Origin of the sequence: Bradyrhizobium diazoefficiens (assembly GCF_016616885.1) — a bacterium.
Taxonomy (GTDB): Bacteria; Pseudomonadota; Alphaproteobacteria; order Rhizobiales; family Xanthobacteraceae; genus Bradyrhizobium; species Bradyrhizobium diazoefficiens_F.
On the sequence record NZ_CP067102.1, the window covers coordinates 149,877 to 167,905 of the forward strand.

18 protein-coding genes and 1 pseudogene are annotated in these 18,029 nt (G+C 60.3%); 9 read left to right on the plus strand and 10 right to left on the minus strand.

Going from position 1 to position 18,029, the window contains the following annotated elements; all coding sequences use genetic code 11:
• Window position 1 precedes the first annotated feature (1 nt).
• A complete protein-coding gene (locus JJC00_RS00645; protein ID WP_200470870.1) occupies window positions 2-757 on the minus strand; it encodes a hypothetical protein in 756 nt (251 codons plus the stop codon).
• A 287-nt stretch (window positions 758-1,044) separates the two neighbouring features.
• Here JJC00_RS00645 and JJC00_RS00650 point away from each other — a divergent pair, with 287 nt between their 5' ends.
• Complete coding sequence (locus JJC00_RS00650; RefSeq protein ID WP_200470871.1) at window positions 1,045-2,067, plus strand: hypothetical protein; 1,023 nt, start codon at window positions 1,045-1,047, stop codon at window positions 2,065-2,067.
• A 154-nt stretch (window positions 2,068-2,221) separates the two neighbouring features.
• Here the strand turns inward: JJC00_RS00650 and JJC00_RS00655 are convergent, their stop codons facing one another.
• From JJC00_RS00655 to JJC00_RS00690, 8 genes are all read right to left on the minus strand, one after another.
• A complete protein-coding gene (locus JJC00_RS00655; RefSeq protein ID WP_200470872.1) occupies window positions 2,222-3,721 on the minus strand; it encodes an argonaute/piwi family protein in 1,500 nt (499 codons plus the stop codon).
• Window positions 3,718-5,022, minus strand: a complete 1,305-nt coding sequence (locus JJC00_RS00660; RefSeq protein ID WP_200470873.1) for a DUF4365 domain-containing protein — start codon at window positions 5,020-5,022, stop codon at window positions 3,718-3,720. The genes JJC00_RS00655 and JJC00_RS00660 overlap by 4 nt, the downstream gene beginning before the upstream one ends.
• A 297-nt stretch (window positions 5,023-5,319) precedes the next feature.
• Window positions 5,320-6,216: a 3'-5' exonuclease gene (locus JJC00_RS00665; protein ID WP_200470874.1), complete on the minus strand. Its 897-nt coding sequence runs from the start codon at window positions 6,214-6,216 to the stop codon at window positions 5,320-5,322.
• Between the two features lie 66 nt (window positions 6,217-6,282).
• Window positions 6,283-7,320 (minus strand): DNA polymerase IV, encoded by a 1,038-nt coding sequence (gene dinB, locus JJC00_RS00670; protein ID WP_200470875.1) that lies wholly within the window; start codon window positions 7,318-7,320, stop codon window positions 6,283-6,285.
• 99 nt (window positions 7,321-7,419) lie between these two features.
• Complete coding sequence (locus tag JJC00_RS00675; protein WP_200470876.1) at window positions 7,420-7,692, minus strand: hypothetical protein; 273 nt, start codon at window positions 7,690-7,692, stop codon at window positions 7,420-7,422.
• 163 nt (window positions 7,693-7,855) lie between these two features.
• Window positions 7,856-8,584, minus strand: coding sequence for an SOS response-associated peptidase (locus tag JJC00_RS00680; RefSeq protein ID WP_200470877.1), 729 nt, complete (start codon window positions 8,582-8,584; stop codon window positions 7,856-7,858).
• 2 nt (window positions 8,585-8,586) lie between these two features.
• The gene (locus JJC00_RS00685) at window positions 8,587-9,036 is read right to left on the minus strand and encodes a hypothetical protein (protein WP_200470878.1); all 450 of its coding nucleotides are present in this window, start codon (window positions 9,034-9,036) and stop codon (window positions 8,587-8,589) included.
• 30 nt (window positions 9,037-9,066) lie between these two features.
• Entirely contained in the window at window positions 9,067-9,462 is a 396-nt protein-coding gene (locus JJC00_RS00690) for a hypothetical protein (RefSeq protein ID WP_200470879.1), read from the minus strand.
• 138 nt (window positions 9,463-9,600) lie between these two features.
• Between JJC00_RS00690 and JJC00_RS00695 the strand changes: the two genes are divergently transcribed.
• The 4 genes and pseudogenes from JJC00_RS00695 (at window position 9,601) to JJC00_RS00705 (ending at window position 11,709) form a co-directional block, all read left to right on the plus strand.
• The gene (locus tag JJC00_RS00695; protein ID WP_200470880.1) at window positions 9,601-10,524 is read left to right on the plus strand and encodes a Ku protein; all 924 of its coding nucleotides are present in this window, start codon (window positions 9,601-9,603) and stop codon (window positions 10,522-10,524) included.
• 20 nt (window positions 10,525-10,544) lie between these two features.
• A complete protein-coding gene (locus tag JJC00_RS00700) occupies window positions 10,545-10,790 on the plus strand; it encodes a hypothetical protein (protein ID WP_200470881.1) in 246 nt (81 codons plus the stop codon).
• Window positions 10,791-10,817: 27 nt separating this feature from the next.
• Window positions 10,818-10,907 (plus strand): annotated as a pseudogene (locus JJC00_RS37710) (cell envelope biogenesis protein TolA); the annotation flags it as partial.
• Window positions 10,908-11,016: 109 nt separating this feature from the next.
• Complete coding sequence (locus tag JJC00_RS00705; protein ID WP_200470882.1) at window positions 11,017-11,709, plus strand: hypothetical protein; 693 nt, start codon at window positions 11,017-11,019, stop codon at window positions 11,707-11,709.
• 112 nt (window positions 11,710-11,821) lie between these two features.
• Here the strand turns inward: JJC00_RS00705 and JJC00_RS00710 are convergent, their stop codons facing one another.
• On the minus strand, window positions 11,822-13,894 hold the full coding sequence (locus JJC00_RS00710) for an ATP-binding protein (RefSeq protein WP_200470883.1): 2,073 nt from the start codon (window positions 13,892-13,894) through the stop codon (window positions 11,822-11,824).
• 180 nt (window positions 13,895-14,074) lie between these two features.
• On the opposite strand from JJC00_RS00710, the gene JJC00_RS00715 reads away from it, so the two are divergent.
• The 4 genes from JJC00_RS00715 to JJC00_RS00730 all read left to right on the plus strand — a co-directional run bounded on the left by JJC00_RS00715 (window position 14,075) and on the right by JJC00_RS00730 (window position 18,009).
• Window positions 14,075-15,202, plus strand: coding sequence for a hypothetical protein (locus JJC00_RS00715; protein WP_200470884.1), 1,128 nt, complete (start codon window positions 14,075-14,077; stop codon window positions 15,200-15,202).
• Between the two features lie 724 nt (window positions 15,203-15,926).
• Window positions 15,927-16,334 carry a hypothetical protein gene (locus JJC00_RS00720; protein ID WP_200470885.1) on the plus strand — a complete coding sequence of 136 codons (408 nt, stop codon included), beginning with the start codon at window positions 15,927-15,929 and terminating at the stop codon, window positions 16,332-16,334.
• 141 nt (window positions 16,335-16,475) lie between these two features.
• Window positions 16,476-17,675 carry a PGN_0703 family putative restriction endonuclease gene (locus JJC00_RS00725; protein WP_200470886.1) on the plus strand — a complete coding sequence of 400 codons (1,200 nt, stop codon included), beginning with the start codon at window positions 16,476-16,478 and terminating at the stop codon, window positions 17,673-17,675.
• On the plus strand, window positions 17,668-18,009 hold the full coding sequence (locus JJC00_RS00730; RefSeq protein WP_200470887.1) for a DUF2958 domain-containing protein: 342 nt from the start codon (window positions 17,668-17,670) through the stop codon (window positions 18,007-18,009). Before JJC00_RS00725 ends, JJC00_RS00730 begins: the two co-directional genes overlap by 8 nt.
• Window positions 18,010-18,029: the final 20 nt, after the last annotated feature.

An 18,029-nucleotide genomic window follows, 5' to 3' on the forward strand; every position in this document is an offset into this window, starting at 1 on the left:
TTCAGCTCTCCCGAATCGCTCCGCTTAGATGGATTGCTTGTATCGCAAGCCCGCGCTTGCGCCCGGGCTTCGTCGAAGGATTGCCTGTCATCCAGACAGGATGGTGGCCATTCAGCCCAGATGGATGACTGACGTGAACCCAAACCACTTCACCAGTACGATAACTGACCTCGTTGATGTCCGAGAAGTGCGACCCATAGAGGGAGCGGACCACTCCGCGACAGCCCTTTATATAGCTGTCGGTCGTGCCGAGCAGCAGAACCAACCGAACAGAGGACGGAAGGTCGGCAAGAAAGGTTTCTGCGCAAATCCGCAGGTTTTTGGCAATTTCTTCGGTGAATGCCTTCGGCATGACTTCACCGGTGCAAGCTAACACCCCCTTCTTGTTGATGCGCGACAGGCTACAACGCACCAACGATCCGAAGCCGATCTCAGTCTCCGAAGCTACCATCTTCTGGTCAACGGCTTCCGAGCTTCCGATCACGCCGAGCAAACGCAGCTCTTCAGTTAGACGGGTGCGCATGTCCTTGAAGGGGATATCCTCGAAACGGCCGGACCGAAATGCGTTCGCCTGGGTAAAGCCCTTTGAGAATCCAAGTATCAGTATGCGCGGCGTCGCCGATCCCCAAGCCGCTGGATCGTTGACCATCTGCCACTTGCCGATTGTCTGCGTCGATTCAGCGCCGCTGAAGCAGCGTCGGCACGCGATGCGGCCATGCGGAGGAAGGGTTGAGGTCGTTGCGAGAGCCATATCCATGTGTCATCGTTCTCCGAGGCGAGCAAATCAGCGAAGAAACCGCGAGCTCTTATGAGCCGCAGTGACGAGGTGGCCATCGTCGCCGACGATGGCGTAGAGCTTCTGCTGTCTGTCGATTTCTGAGAAGTTCAGCGAGGGCGAGCTCACAGCGTACTAAGATCGTCGCTGTGGGTGGCGGTAGAAATCGCTTGGCGTTCATGTTGATCCGATCCATGCCGAGAATGCGTGGTTTAGCGTCCATCTCTCCTCTGGGTAAGCCCGAAGGTCGGGGGTAAAGCGAGAGCTTGATGAAGAACTCTAGCGAATTGATCGTTCCAGTAATCGAGCAATACTTGGAACAGCAGGGCAACCTGACGTTTATAAACAATTTCGACGAGGCCATGCGGGGACGTGAGCAACGATTGCCCGCTCGGGAATTGGACTCTCCAACGGCTCAGTTGGCGTGGCGCCTCTATGACTTGTGCAAGAGGCATTTCTTTATGATGCGAGTTCAAAGCCTTAAGCTGGCCGAAATTTCTCGTGGGATACTTTGGGCGTCTCAAGCCGGGAATCCCACCATCCACATCTCTTTGACAAGAGCTCTATTCGAGCACCTTTCGGCTTTTTCTTTTCAGGTCGACGAACTCAGCAAGATTTCTAATAATCTTTCGCGCCAAAGTGACCTCGGAAAACTGATTGGTACCATGCACAAACATCATTCAACCCTAGAAAGGATGTACTACGGGCAAGACATACACGGCGGAAGTGGCCACCCGAAGCCGTTCCATGTGAACGATTTTAGAAAGGTGCTGGAGAACGATTACCCGGACCAAAACGTCGTTTACGCAACGCTATGCGATTATGTTCATCCGAACTATGGAAGCAATTCGTTGGTTTCGTCTGGAAAGCTTGGCGAAGGTGTTCTCAGCCAACCGCCATCAGCATTCCAAGCGCAAATTGAACTTGCAAATGCATGCGCCATAAAGTGCCTGACGCTCGCGAATGGATACGAACTGGAAGGCTCACGTCAGCTAATCAAACTTGATAACTTTGTTGAAATAGCGAGTCGCGATGGAGAGCGACCGTCGACTGTCTTTAGCAAGAAGGGGCTGTCACATCTTGGCGACGGGAAATGCCAGGAAACTGCGATACAATTTACCAAAGTCCGCACACACGGTGAGGCGGTCGAGATGATCTATCGATATATCGAACAGGAAAAATTACGATTCATTGGCCGGCAAACTAAGACGGTTGAAGACGGCTTTCTGTTTGAGGTCTGTCAGACCAATGAAGGCCCGCTTTGGTTCAAGACAAAACTCGAATGGCCCTAGGTTGTGCCAGCCGCGCCGCCGTTCGAAACAGTCCACACTATAGAGCCGGAGCGGCACTAGCGCAGAACCGATAGCCCGTTCAGGCCGATCGATGGATGAGATCACGAGCCGCGTTGATCCTAGGCAGGCTCGCTTGCGCTGCATGGGCTCTCCGTCACATATAGAAGCGATAACGCGGGTCCGGCGTGGTACCGTCCGGAACGTATTTGAGGATGTCGCCGACCTGTCGCGCAGCCTTCAAGGTGATCGGAAGCGCTCCGTCGAACTGCGTCCCATTCCAGTTCATCTTGGTCAGGGCCAGCGTCTCCTTCAGCAACAGATTCCAATCCGGCGTGTCGCGGCGCTGCGCGTGCAGCACCAGCGGATTGGGCACGTAGAGACCGGGATAGGTTCGGAAGAAATCGACGCTTCCGCGCGTGTAGAGAATGGTTTGAGCGTCGTCGAGACGCATCGCGGTCCCACGAAGCGGTGGATAGACGCTGTTCCGGAAGAGCCGGACCGGAGACCGGCGGGGCATCCAGATGAAGTCGGCAATCTCGATCTCGGACTGCTCAATGGCCCTTTGAAAGCCCTCCCGCTCCTCTGGATGGAAACGCGACGTCTTGTGGACGACCAGGCGGGCGGGATAGTTACCGTGCTCCTTCTTGTAGCTCTGCAGCGCCGTCCGCGTCAGGTTGAAGGCATCGAGCGCCGACAGGTACGGCTGCCGATCGGTCTTGTCCTTCAGGCCCGGTCCGCCCTTCAGAATCAAGCCCTCACCGCGCTCGTCGAATAGTTGAGCCGAACTCGTCTGGAGCGACGTCCCATCGAGGCCTTCGAAGAAGCTCACGCCCATGAACGTGGCCGAGTATTCCCGCTGGTCGCGCACCATGCGCCACGGCGTGCCGCCGGATTTGTAGTACAGCGCGCAGAAAAAGTTCCAGGCGCGCGTCGCCTCGTCCTGTACCTTGCGCGTGGAGAATTCGGCGAGCTTGCGCTTCACGACGGCATCATTGTCATAGGTTGTCGGCCACACGATCTGAATCGGGACTCGCAGCGCGAGCGTGGCGGCCTTCAGCGCGCCCCGGAAGTTCTCTATCTCCCTGTCGACCACGGGCACGTCCTCGGGCTCGCTCTCGTCGGCAGGAAGTTCCTCCTGATCGTCGTCGGACGGCTGGCTCCTCATGTTGCTCACCCGCTCGATGATCTCCACCGGAAGGGCGCAGATGACGACCTGGGGCGGCTGATCCTGTTCAGCGAGATCTTTGACCTCGTTCGTGAATGCCTCAACGGCGAGCGAGACCGCTGTGTCGTCGTCCCTCTCGGACACAATGCGCGAGATCACGGACTGCGATAGGATCCGGACGTGGCGGGTCCCGACGTCGAAGCTGCAGCGGAACGGCCCCAGGATCGTGCTCCCGGGGAACGCCGGGAAAAGGTTCGGCTGGCGGCTGTTCTTTGCGGGGATGCCTCCTTCGCAGCGGCGCAGCCAATCGCCGAGCTTTCCGACCGTCTGGGACGAGCCGACTACACCCAGGCGGATCTCCTTGGTCCTTTCGGTCGAAAAATCGACGGGGCCATAGTCCATCAGGCCGAAGCGCACGTCGATGTGGCGACCGTTGGCCGCGAATTCGAGCAGCGGCTCGGGAAGATGCGAAAGGTCAAAGGAGCTCAAGCTGTGCCTTCTCCATTCGCGTTTTTTCCTCGTCGTCCTCGTTCTCCCGCCACAGATCGTCCAGTACACCGTACGGCAGCGATAGCGCCGGCAACGCGCTGAAAACGAGCGGATCCTTGCGCAATAGGTCTGGCTGACGGGACCAGGAAGGCACTCCACATGCCGATGTGGCCGCGGACGCTCTGGTTGGTTTCGAGCCGTTTGATTCCGCTCATGCGGTCCGAGGCGTAGCGGAATTCGTGGTAGCCGTCCGATGTGAAGTGATAGGTCGGCTCGAGGGCCAGGTACCACTCGCCGGCGATCCGGACGAAGTTGGCGTGGAAGGCGTCGTGTCGGAAATAGGATGGCGTGGTTTCGCCATCGCGCTTGTAGGACTTCACGACCTTGCGCGACGTCTTGTTCTCGAACGAGCGGTAGGAGTAGGTCCTCGTTTCCTTCCCCTTGCCGATCTTCCAGAACAGATAGCGCCGGTCTCGCCAGTAGGCCAGGCTTTCGTGTACCATCTCGCCGAGCGCCCGATGGAGCAACTGCACAAATAGGCGCCGAGTTACCTCGCCGTCCGACTCGATCCAGGTCGACGTATCGATCGTGTCCTCGCTGCCTTCCTCGATTACGTCGCGGAACGGCGGGATTGAGATGTCGCGGAAGCTGTAGATGCGCTTGCCATGGAGAATCCAGTCGATGGGAGGGCTTCCGTACCGTTCGACAAGCGCCTCCCGGACCTCGGAATAGCTCGACATCGTCTCGGCTACGTGCGTTTTCGCCGGGAAGGCGACCTTCAAAAGGTTGGTGTTGAGCATCTCCACGATGCGGGCCGACGGCACGATCCGCCCAGGGGCGGAAAAGCCGGAGACCGTCGCTGCAAACCCCGGCAGAGACACTTCGTTCAGCGTATCCCTCGTCTTGTCGAAGACGATTTTCCGCGTGCGTCGGCGGGCGTCGTCCGCGAACCAGGTGTGGATGGCCTTCCACCAGATCCGTTCGTCGCTCAGTCTGGCGAAGAAGAGGACGACCGGCACGTTAGAGCCGAGCCAGTATTCGAGGTCCTGTTGCCGGCAGGTGTAGCTGAAGCTTTGGTCAGTTTCCTCGGCGAGACGTCCTTCCTTCTGGGTCTTGAGCTGCGCTGTGATCCACTGCGCTTTCACTTCGCCCGACTCCGGATCCCTCAATTCGAGAAAGCCGTCGATGCCGGCGTCCAGCGGGCCGTTCGGTTGGAAGCTCAGACCGACTGACAGCAGCCGAGCGGCCAGAAGGTGGACGCCCTGCTGACCGATCCTCTGCTGCTCGGAGATCTTCTTCACGGCACCCCGACTCGCTGCAAAACCAACCACGTAGCCAGCGCGCAACGGAAGCGCGAGTCCAGACAGGAAACTCGCTCTCCACAAGAAAGCGATTGCTGGATCTTCGAGTGCGGGTCAACGGGACGGACGCGGCGGCCGACGCGCCAACGGCCGCAGCTAGTATTCGGGATCGCCCGCCATCGACCAATATTCGCGCGATACCCAGCGGCCTGAGCTTGCCGTTGGCCTCCGGGATGAACACGCTTCCGGTCCTTTGATTTTCTTCCCAGTGTTTGTGCCCGACGCCATGCGGTCGCTCTACGCCCTGACGGAAAATCGATCGAAGGCGGTCAAGGTCTGCAGGCGCGGCTCCACTTCACCAAGGTAAATCTCGGCCTTGAGAAATGCGATTTCGTCGTCGAGCTTGCTTTCGTCGAGGTCGACGTACCATGACCTCGGTCTGCCATCGCTGCCGTCGCTCCAACGATAGCCGCGGCGCTTGAGCGCGTCTTTGAGCTCGAACGGCGACTGCTCGGCCCACACTCGCATCTTCTTTTTGCGAGCCCGCTCGAGCAGGATGCCAAGCGCCGGTGCGCCGGCTGTCGGCAGTTCCAAAGCAAGGATCTCGAGGAGAGCGTGGCAATCGTCAACCGCCCTGTGAGCCTGGTGAAAGAAACCGGCCCCGTTCAGCAGGTAGCCGAGGCGCGAGCCCTCGAAACCGTGCTTTCGCCATTCGATGTCGGTCGCCGAACACCCCCAAGCTTTGCGCTGAAATATCGGCCAGTAGCGCTCGGCGAATTTGCGGTCGAATCCGGCATTGTGGGCGATTACGATCACGGCATCTTCTGCGAACGATGATACCGCCGCCTCGTCTATCCGATGGCCCGCGACCATCTCGTTCGTGATCCCGGTGAGCGCGATTACATCCGGCGGGATCGGCTCGGACGGCTCGTTGAATGAGGAGAAGATATCCCGGAGCCCTGCGATACGACCGTCGGGTAGGTAGTCTACCTTGACCATTCCGAGCTCGATGATCTTGTCCTTGTGCTGGTCTAGGCCGGTCGTCTCCACGTCGAGCAGGATGGCTGTCTTGGTGCTTTGACCTGTGATCCAAGTGGAAGTCTCGCGGTGAACCAGGCGCCGAAGGACGCGGTAGTCGGCGGATTTGGCCAACCTTTCGGCCATCGCGGCCAAAGTTAAATCAGCTTCGAGCATTTGATTCTTACTGCCCCTCGCATACCTGCGCAGCGGGTTTGGCGACCGCCGTGAATCTATTCCGGATCAAAGCCCGAAATCCAGTTGCGGCTCCGCACCATTTCCGACCTGCAAGGAAGACAGTGACACCCCCAAAAGCCGAACCGGCTTCGAAAAAGGCATGTTATCCTGCAGCAGGCCGATGGCCACTTCGGCGAGGCCATCGCGGTTGGCCACAGCCGAAGAGGCGGATCGGCTGCGCGTGATGATCTCGAAGTCGGCAAACTTCACTTTGAGTGTCACCGTTCGCCCACGCGTGCCGGCCGATTCGCAATGTCGCCAGACCTTGTCGATCAGCGGTTCAAGCTCGGCGATCATGGCCTCGGCTTCGGCAAGGTCGGTCGAGAACGTATTCTCCGCGCCGACGGATTTCCGGGTGCGGTTGGCTCGAACAGGCCGTTCGTCGACGCCGCGCGAAATCCAATAGTAGTAGCCGCCCGACTTGCCGAAGTTCGCGTTCATGAACTGCAGCGTCTGGTTGCGCATGTCGAGACCGGTGAATATGCCCAAGGCGTTCATCTTAGTGCTCGTTGCGGGGCCTATCCCGTGAAATTTGCCTACGGGGAGCGTCTCCACGAAGGCCGGCCCCATCTCAGGCGAGATGACGAACTGACCATTGGGCTTGCGGTGATCGGAAGCGAGCTTCGCCAGAAATTTGTTGTAGGAGATGCCGGCCGAGGCGTTGAGGCCGGTCTCCGCCTTGATCTTCTCGCGGATGCGCAACGCAATGTCCCTGGCGAGCGGGATGCCTTGAAGATTTTCGGTCACGTCGAGATAGGCCTCGTCGAGCGACAGAGGTTCGATGATCGTTGTGTGCTCGGCGAAGATCTCGCGTATTTGCCGGCTGATCGCCTTGTAGACCTCGAAGCGGGGCTTGACGAAGATCAGGTCGGGACATTGTCGCTTCGCGGTCACCGAGGGCATCGCGGAGCGAACCCCAAATTTGCGGGCTTCGTAGCTCGCGGCCGCCACGACCCCGCGCTCTGCCGAGCCGCCGACCGCGACCGGCTTTCCGCGCAGGTCCGGATTATCGCGCTGTTCCACTGACGCATAGAACGCATCCATGTCGATATGGATGATCTTGCGGTGGGGCGCGTTCGAGTCGCCTTGCTCTGAATCGGACCGGACCTAGATTATAGACGTTCGCCGTCCAGCCGTCGCAGCTTAGACCAAGTCCTTGGGCGGACACTCGGGGCAGGTATCGCCGACCGAATCCAAGAACTCTGTGATCGCATCTGTGGCTTCGTCGGGAGAAACGCCTGCCGGCGGATCCCGACGAGCGATATCATAGGCGCGATCGCGGGCGTGCGGGTCGGCGCGATCCTGCATCCAGCCGTGCTCCTCGCATTCGCGGATAGCGCCGGCTTCCTGCAGCACGGAGGTTGCCCAGCCGCGCAGGGTCTGGATCGCCGGTCGTCTCTGTTTCGCCATCAGCATCGCGAGCGCTCCCGCCGGGACGAATCCTTGCGCCGCCCACGTCGTTCCCGGCGGTTAGCACAGGCCGGGGATTCGAAATCGCTGGGGCCGCCGCTTGTCCACGTGTTCCACCGTCCTGTGCACAGCCGCGAACTGGCACCAGCTTGCCGCCAAATTGTCTCGCTCACGCGGCCAGTGCCGGATCTTCCTTCTCGCCCGTGGCGACGATCCGCAGCGCGCCGTCCGGGAGGGGCCGCTGCAGCGACTTCGCCTCGTCCCAAGGGGCGCGGAGCCAGACCTCGTATTCCTCCGCCGTCACCAGGATCACCGGCATCGCCTTGGGGTGGACGCGCTTGACCTCGGCGTTCGGCTCGCAGGTGAGGAAGGCGAAGACGTCGGTGGTGATCTCGCCTTCCTTCGCCTTCCGCACACTGGTCCAATTTGTCCATAGCCCGGCAAATGCGATCAGAGGCCGCGCCTCGTCCAGAGCGAACCAGACCGGCACTTTCTTGCCATCGATCGTGTCGTACTCAGAAAAGGACGTGAACGGCATCAGGCAGCGATGCTCCGGTCCGAGCCATCGCTTCCAGTGGGCGCTGCTAACATTCCTGATGTTCGTCGTGCCGCCGTCCGGCTCCATCCGGAGCAACTCCTTGAAATCGACGGTCTTGCCCTTGGCCTGTAGCTTCTCCGCGCGCTTTTTCGTCGCATCCATCAGAGCCCGCTGCGAGCTCGGCATGCCCCAGCGTGCCATGACGATCTCGCGTCCCCCCGCACCATTGCGTACGATCGGTGCAGGATAGTCGGGAAAAATGCCTGGCATCGATGGCAGGTTGCCGACATCGCTGTTCAGCGCGCCGAACAGGCGACGGATCGCGTCGACGTTTTTTGTCATCGAGTAGAGATTGCACACGATCAAATCTCCGGAGCAGCCAGGCGGGGGCGCGACATCAGTTGCAGCAGCGTGGCGGACGGCCGACGCCCGGCCTTAGCACATTTGCTGCAGCGGAGCCGGCTGGCCAAGTCGTGGACAAATGTGGTCGGCGGATGTCGTAGCGCCGCCAGATCCACGTCCCGTCGGGTCTTGCATCGCGAGCATTCGATCTCAAGCGAGGCGAAGCCCCCGTTGATAGCTTGGTCAACCGTCGGCGATGGGTCGATTGGCCCGCCATCCGCCCACATGCGCTCGTTCCAGGATTCGCAGAGCAAATTGTCTGCCTCGCGGATGAGGGCCTCGCCTTTGGTCCGGGCTTCGGCGGCCTGTGCTGCGAGGATCGTCGTCATCGCGCGTGCTCGGCCGAGCTCCTTGGTGAGCGCCTTGCGATCTCCTCCAGAGAGGGGCGTCGGGTGATGCTTCGGTGCCATTGCAGCATCCAGTTCCAGCCGCGCCGGCGACTACTCGAACACAGGCCAGCAGCCGTCCTCCTCATGGCGCCCGGTGCGCTGGGTGCAGGTATTGTCCAACAGCCGCTGCCCGACATCCTTCCAGAGCGCGTCCGGACCATAGAGACGAGCGGCATCTGCCTTCTGGATCTCGACGACCCTGGCGCAGCGGCGGCAGCCCACCCTCAAAACATGCTGAGGAATTTGGCTCAGCCGCAGCGCCGCTCCGGAAGGGGCCGACCGAGCCTCGGCGCGCGGGTCGTCCAGGAGCGCCTGCCAGTACTCCTGCGGCAGATCATCGTCCGGAGCCAATCCTAGCTCCCGAGGCACGTTTCTGCGGACGAGAGATGCCATCTTTTCCATTTGCTTGGGGGTCGGCATGCGCCAGCTCGCGGGTCGATCGGTCATGTCCAATTAGAACATAACAAGAACAAAGGAGTCGAGTCCCCGGCCGAAAAATTGCCTTATGGCGAGGCAGCCGTTGTCGGAACCATGGTCTGCCGTTCGTCTTGAATCCAGGCCGTCTCGAACCGGAGTTCTGCGTACATGGCCCCCCGTGCCAACTGGAAAGGCTTCCTGCGTTTGTCGCTCGTGACGTGCCCTGTGGCGCTCTATCCGGCCACCTCCGAGTCAGAGAAGATCAGCTTCAACCAGCTCAACCGGCAAACGGGCCATCGCATCAAGTACCTGAAGGTCGACGCCGACACCGGCGACGAGGTGCCGAACGAGGACATCGTCAAAGGATATGAGTTGGACAAGGGGCAGTATATCGAGGTCACGAAGGAGGAACTCGAGGAGGTCGCGCTGGAGTCCACGCGCACGATCGAGATCGACGAGTTCGTCGACAAGTCCGACATCGATCCGCGCTACCTGATCCGCCCGTACTACCTGCGCCCCGACGGCAAGGTCGGCCACGACGCCTTCGCAGTGATCCGAGAGACCATCCGCGAGATGGACAAGGTCGCGATCGGCCGCGTGGTGCTGACGAACCGCGAGCACATCATCGCGCTCGAACCGCTCGACAAGGGTCTTGTCGGCACGCTGCTCCGCTACCCCTACGAAGTGCGCGGCGAGCAGGAGTATTTCGACGAGATCCAAAACGTGAAGGTCACGAAGGACATGCTCGATCTCGCCAAGCACATCGTGAACCAGAAGGCGGGACGTTTCGAGCCCGAGAAGTTCGAGGACCACTACGAGACCGCGCTCATTGACCTGATCAACAGGAAGCGCGCCGGCAAGCCAATCACGCCGAAAGAGCGGCCCGCGGCGACCAACGTGGTCGACCTGATGGAGGCGCTGCGGCGGAGCGTCGGCCGGGAGGCCGCGCCGGCGAAGGCCGCAAAGCCAGCCAAGAAACCGCGCAAGGCATCGAGTGGTCAAAAAGAGATGCTGATGCCCATCGAGGGCAAGAAGCCGAAGGAGACGGCAGCGAAGAAGCCGGCGGCCAAGCCGCAGCGGAAGTCAGCCTGAGGTCGGAAGAGGAGGACTGCATGGACATGAAAGAAGCTTCCGCGATGACCGAAGCCTCTGGCCTGGTCGATGATCAGGACGCCATCGGCGCACCGCAGCCGAGCGGCCAGGCCGAGTCGGCCGGGCCCCAAAGGTCGCTGCGCCAGCCTTCAAACGAGGCGGCGCTGCGCTGGGCCGAGCGGCTGCGCAAGGTGACGGTGCAGGCCCCCTTGTCCTCGCTCTTCGTCGCGTTCCTACTCGGCACCTGGGTCGCGCGCCGGCGCTAGGACCAAGCCGCAGGGCTACCGACATCAATGGCAAGGAAGCTCAAGACATTTCAGACGTCGCTGGGCTTCTATGATCTCGCGATCGCGGCGCCGTCGATGAAGGTAGCGCTTGAGGCCTAGGCGAGCAAAGTTTCCGGACACATTGCTCCGATGTCCGGCTTGCAAAACGATCGGCTGAGGGCAACATCGGCACCGATTAGGACTTCTTGACGCCAGGACTTGCCTCATGGTCGATGTAACAAAGCGAACGCTACAGTGGCGGGAAAATCTCGAACGGTCGAAGCGTCCTGAGGACCGCGAGCGCCAGTATCCCCCGGTGGAAGCGACGACCGCTCCGCGTCACTATGAAATAACAGCAGAGCTGGCAGGCCGGCTCAACGCCGAGATCGCGAACTACAATCGCAACCGAAATGCGCTATCGCTTTGGAATGTTCTCGCAATCTGCCTTGAGAACAAGGTTCCCGTCCCGGACAAGGTGAGCGACTTCTTCCTGGATATCTCGCAAAAGCTAATCGGCTTCGCCCGCGACGGCGAGAAGCAGGCAAGTCGATCCATCTCGAACCTCGTGTTGGGCACAACTAGCGAAGACGGCGGGCGCGGCGAGTTTCGATCCTTTCAAAACATCGAAAAGGAACGCGACATCGTGCGCAGGACCGGAGAGATCATCCTCCAACGGATCGCCGGCAAGCTCCCGGCGCTCAAATCGCTGGAAGCCATCTATGAGATCGTAGCGCAGGAGTTCAGCGTGGAGCCTGAGCACGTCAAGAGGCTCTTCCGGCTGTATGAATCGGACGCAGGCAGCTTTGGCTTTCGGGAGTTGTTGAAAGCCGCGACCAGCCCACCCCAAGTGTTCGCCTCCGGTCTCGACACCACACACGCCAACCCCGACGACATTCATTCTGATGAGCAATCAGATTGAATTCGTAAGAGCATCAGCTTGAAAGGAAGGGGGACGCGGCAAACTCCGGCGACTGGCGCATCCTATTGAATTTATTATTATTTTTCAACCGACCAGTCGCCTGACCCCCGAACTAGCCGGGTTTGACCCTCGTCTCCGGCAGCCACCAGCCAGACCAGCCTCGCCGCCAATTCCTTGGGTCTGAACTCCAGCTCGACTTCAGAATCTCCATTTCCAGCCGAATGCTTTCGCGGCGCGCATCGTCCGCGCCCGGAAGCAGCGCGGCGAGCTTGGCGAGAGCGACGTCGCGACGCTCCCTTTCCGCCTTGCGCGCCTCGTACTCTCGCAATTCCCATCCTGTATCGAGCACCCGCCAAGCACCATCGCTCAGCGCGGAGAGCCACGCCATGCCGCTCTCGTCGTTCCGCTTAGCCCCACCTGTCAGCGAGGCCGACATCCCGCGAGCCTGCACATTCGAGATGCGACGAACCTGCGCGCGCCACCGCAGCGGAATCTTCAGGAGATCCACCAGAGGGCAGATAGGGCCCAGATCGGCGCGGGCAGTGAACCTTGGGCCCAGGCTCCGGCTCAACGCGCGAACGCCCTGCCAATGAAAGCGCACCCGGTCTTCCTGCGACATTCCGGGTCGACAAGCCATCTGAACCTTGAGATCACTCGTCCGGGAGACCCTTGGCACAAACTTCAAGCGGAGCCACGCCAGTGCAGCCGCGACATGATCATCGGGAACGGACAGAAGAATTCGCGTTCTCTGTCCCGTCTCGCCGTCCCATTCATGACGATACATCCAATGCAGAACCGGCGAGGCCGCGCCGCACCAGTCCTTGACGCGCATGCCGAGCTCGTGGGTGAGCTTGGACACAAGTTGAGCATTCCCGTCTGAATCTGGCCGGTCCAATTCCGAGCGGCTCATGGTCAGCCGAAGGTTGAACAGCACGCCGTATCGTTGCGGCAGGAGCGAGGCTGCCTGCCAATGAGGACGTATCTCGTCCCAGGACAGAAACGTCCGATCTTCGGCTGCTGATCCCGACAATCGCACGCGCAGGACCGGTTTCGCAGATATGGTCCGCGGTTTTCCGACCTCTTCTCCGATCGGAGACACCGGCTTGATCAGCCGGTTCACTCTGCTCACGATCATTGCAAGGCTATGTTCGGTGACCTTCGTGTTCGAGGTCAGGGTAGCGATGATGCTTTCCCAATAAGCCTCTGGCTCGCACCCTGACGCGCCGGCGCGCGCAGCGAACGCCGCGACCAACTGTTCCTGAGTTTCCGCGCCGACACTGCGCATGAGAGGATCTTCGCGGCGAAGACGCCGGCATCCCTCAAAATACTGGAACACGAAAAACTGGTGAAGAAAATCGAGCTTGCGTTCGGCGGTATCGGGCCAGTCCTCGATCTCCCGCAACTGGCCCTCCAGGTCGCCAGCCATCAAGGCTCGCGCGAACGCCGTCAGACGGTCCTCAAAATTGAGATTGAGCGCAAGACGCACATGGGCGCCATCAATGGGACCAAACTGGCTGGTCTTTTCCACCGCGCGCAGCATTTCGCGGGGGCCGCCGGACGCCGCCTTGAAAATGAGACGAAATCCGTCCTGGTCGTACGGTAGACCCTCACGATCGCAAACACCCGCGAGCAACCGAAACGCCTCGGCCTCGTTCAAGGTGCTGAGTTCAAAACTGGAAAGCCTGCTGCGTAGCGCCCCCGAGATTAGGTTCAATCTGTAGGTCAGGAGAATGAAGCTGGTCCACTGCGGCGGTTCTTCCAGGATGCGCAACAAGGCGTCCGAGGCCCGCCGCGAAAGATTGTGAACTTCATCGAGCAACAAGACGCGGCGCGGCGCGAGGAACGGCGCGTGCCGGGCAGCCTCAAGCAGATCCTTGACCTCCTCGACGGTTGAATGCTCGCCGCATTCCAGCGCGTGAAAGCTGGGCATGTAGCGCCCGTTCTCGCCGAACTCCCGGCATTCATCGCACGCACCGCAGGCCTCGCCGTCGAGCGGCCTGCCGCACAGCAGGGCCTTCGCGTAGATCAATCCGGACGTGGTCTTGCCGGTGCCGACGGGTCCGGCCACCAGCACCGATCGCCCGGCCCCCGAGCGGATCTGCTCCCGCATCCAGCTCACCAGGGGATCCTGCCCGACGATTTCAGAGAACCGCCGGGGACGATATTTGATTGCAAGATCAGTCACTTGAATTTTCCAAACGCCCGCGTGCGCAACCTCCGATGACAGCAGGCATTAAGCCATCGATCGAGGGCCTGAGCCGCATCGGCTCAGGCCCCAGCGAAAACCTGGGGCTCGAACTAGAAAGGCGGGTTTCCACCTCGCATCCGCGCTCGCGTGATGCCACCCTTCCCGGAGTTTTCCACAATGCTTCAAGACCAAGTTCTCGTCCCCGCGCCCGTCAGGAAATTCGTAGTCCACAGTGACCAGCTGAAATCGGCTGCGCGGGCGATCAGCCTGCCCAGCCGGTCGAGCGGCACGATCACGATGATGCTGTCGGTCAGCACGTTACGGCTTAGCGAACCGACCTCGGACAACGGCCTTTCAGTCGCCACCACTCTCGATCTCACTCGCTCGAATCTTGCCGACGACGAAACCATCGGCTTTGAGCTTCCAAAGCAGCTCCTGGCCTCATTAGGCCATCACTATGACTGCGAGCTGTCGTTCGAGCTGGACAAGAACCAGGACGCACTGGCGTGGCGAGGATCGGGACGCTCGTTTCATATGAGGGCGCCCGTTCGATTCGTTGACGCTAAGACCAGCGCGGAAGAGCCTCGACATCTCGCAGGGATCGACGCCCGGACCCTCTACGATGCGATCGGCTATGCCGCGCTGCTGATCGAGAAGCGCACGGCCGGCACCCAGGCGTTTGACGGCCTCCAGATCAGCGGCGGCGGCGCGAGGAGTGGCTATTTGGGCGGCGTCTCGCTGTACCGGTCCACCGCCCTGCCCGACGCGGTGAGTTTCGTCTTGCCTAAGCGGAACGTTACCAACGCGCGCGCGGCGATCGGCAAGATGCAGGGCGCGGTGGTCGTTGCCGAGACCGACGATGCGATCTTCATTAAATCCGGCAGCACCGAATTATCTTGGAGCAAGACCGGCCGGTGCCGCGCAATCGATGGCATCTTCGACACTGCCATGACGGCAACGTTCGACGTGGCCGTCGCCGAGGCGCTGGACAGCGCAACCATCGCCAGGATCGCCTCCGACCGAGGTCGGATTGTCCTTGAAACAACCGACTCCGATCACGCGCTCTCGCTTCTGTCGATCTCGCCGGCAGCCCGATATGATGTCGCCTTACGGGGGACCTTGCGCCAGTGCAGCCTCGCGCCCGGCTCGAAACTTGAGCTTAACGTCAATCTCGCCGACCTGCACCGAGTGTTGCTCAGCATCCGAACCCCGGACGCCGAGATCGCGATCAGCAAACATCTTCTTATCGTGAAATCCGCGTGCGCTGATTACGTCGAGACCTCCGCTCTCGCCGCCCTTCATTGATGCATCCAATGGCCCCCGCCGACAAGGCGGGGGCCGACCCAAACGGCCTCACATTTTCATTTGTCACATTGACGGCTGATCAAACTTGAAAATCATCGATGTCATTCGCTCGACAAGACCTCGGCGCCACAACCGCTGCCTCCGGCACCGCGCACGTGGGATTCAGATTCTGCCGAAACCGCGCAAGCGCCGCGCTTAGACGGCGAACATAGCAGCCCCCAGTGGGCCCCGCTCTTCCGGCTATCGAGGCCGCGGGGATCAAGCGGTGAAACGTCGAAAGGCATCGACACAAGCAATCAACGCAAGTTGAATGCAGGAGTGGGCTCCGGTGACTCCCGACCCACAGCAGTTGCGCAATTGACGGACATGTTGCGTAACAGCCCCGCCAGATGAAGCGGCGCGTAAAGGCCGACCGGCTGACCCCGGCCTCCCCGTAACAGGGTGCGCTTATCCGAAGACTGACCGACGGCGTGGCTCCGGGTTTCGGACACCCCATCGACAGCAGCTTCGCCCTCGCAGGCGAAGCTGTGCCCTCCGGGCACAGAAACCTCCCTCCGACGTCCACCAGGTTTCGAGAAGCCGCAGGGACGCGTATCTGAAATCTCAGAACCGTACACCCCTCGGTCAATTACCGTCCCGCCCACGGTGATTGGAACATCAGCGACGCGGCTCCAAGTTTCTATATCGCAAATCACGTCTAATCGAACCAAATGGAGCGCACCGCATGATTATCGGGAACGGCTTTAAGAGGCTGGAACAACGCGTCACTACTGCCCTATACGACGGACGACTCAGTGCGAAAGAGGCGGGATTCCTGCAGAACATACTTCGTAAAATCGAACTCTATCGGGATCGAGCTTTCGTCAGCGACGATCAGGCGAGCTGGCTTTTCACGATCCTCACCAATTTCGAGAGAGGAACAACCGCGATTACCAAGCCGCGCCGCCGGAAATCGACTTGCGCAACTCCTTTGCATTCGTCACCCGATCAAGGCTTGGAATTGGACCGGCTTTGGAGAATACTCGCCGGTCTGGACAACGTCGACTGGACCGAAGAGGAGAAGCCCGAAGCTTTCGACATCAGCAAAGCAATCGAGCGAGATGACGGTGTCGAGGTCCTCAAGGAACCGTAAACTCAGGTGTATGATCCGGCGCCAAACGAGCCCTCGTATCTGTGGCCAGCTTAATCGCAGCACAATCTCCTAGTCGTCAACATCGTCGTCTTCTCGCCGAATCTCTCTCGCCACAACGGCCACAGCAAAGAGAGAGACACCTTGACCAACACAGAAGCAACGACGCCGGCCTACACTTCATCAGGTATCCGAGGGCGACTATCCAAATATCGACAGCTCGCGCGCACACCATGGGTGCCGGAACGGCTGCTCCAGCAGTTGGGAGGCATGTGCGAGATCGACTCGCGCTTCCGGCGGGCGGCACGCCTCCTCCAGATTTTGTGGATGCGCGATCAAGGCATTCCGAACGCTGCGGTGGAAGAGCGCGGCGGCCACCTTGGCTCCTACCTTCGAGCCGACGCGGCCGAATCCGGGCGGAACTTCATCTCCCCCCAGATTCACTTACTTGCCCTCCGTGAACTTCTGCTTCGTGAGGAGGACGCGGCAATCGATGAGGATCGCCTCATCGGCAATGCGTTGAGTTCTATGCCGCTCGTTTTCAATGCGTTCGGTCCACTAGCGCTGGACACGAAGCTGGCGACAGCTGTCTTCCGCCAAATGTTGCCCGAATTCGTCCACTCCGTCGAACGAATCGCCTTCGAGCATAGTCCCGGCCGCCGCGACCACCGCTTCCTTGCGGACCGCTCAGCGTTCGACGTCGCCGTTCATATCACGACGCCCGAGGGTGAAGCCGGCATCGTCTACGCCGAGGTCAAGTATTCTGAGGAGATGGCCGGACCAGTAGCCCGATGGAGAGAGCGCTATGATCAGGCGTTGAAAGAGGTTCATCTCTACAAGAATCCCGACAGTACCATCCTCCGATCGCCACCGATTGAACAATTGATGCGCGAACATATGCTCGCTCAGCTCTCGGTCGACCACGGCATCACACCGCGAGCGATGTTCATCGGCATCGGACCTCGCCTTAATCGGCGCGCCAATGCCGCCTTCCGCGTCTACGCCAACGAGCTGCTCCCGGTCGCGGATGATGATCCCACCAGGGTCCATTTCCGTCATTTCACCCTGGAGACATTGATCGACGCCATCGACGTGGCAGGCGACCAGGAGACGGCGGACCAGCTTTGGAAACGCTACTGCGACTTCCAGCGCGTCTATGATGCCGCGCTCGCCGTCGTCGCTCCAAAGGCACCGTGCAGCGAGCCACCGAATTCTGCGATGGCTACACCCGCGGCCGACGCCAAGAGGAAGACGCGGCCTCGCAAAGCGGGCTCCCGCACCAGACGCACTCAACCGGACGGCCAGGCCGCTGTCTCCGACCCTGCGGAGGTCTCTCATGGTTGAGATAGATCTGCTCACCGTCGAAGATCGGGTTCGACTCTTGGTCAACGCTTTGGCCGACGATCGAAATCCAATGCCAGCGGTCAAAATATTCTCTCCCGATGCAGGCGCGACCTGGTTGCTCACTGAATCAGATCCGGACGAACCAGACCGACTATTCGGCTTGTGCGACCTTGGCCTTGGCTATCCAGAGCTCGGTTGGGTCAGCCTCGCGGAAATCATGAAGGTCAGGGGACCTCTCGGTCTTCCGGTGGAGCGAGATCTTCATTTCATCGCGGACAAGCCGATTTCCGCATACGCCGCGGAAGCCCGAGCCAGGGGCCGCATCGTTGCCTAGTAAAAGGAAACAATGCCCTC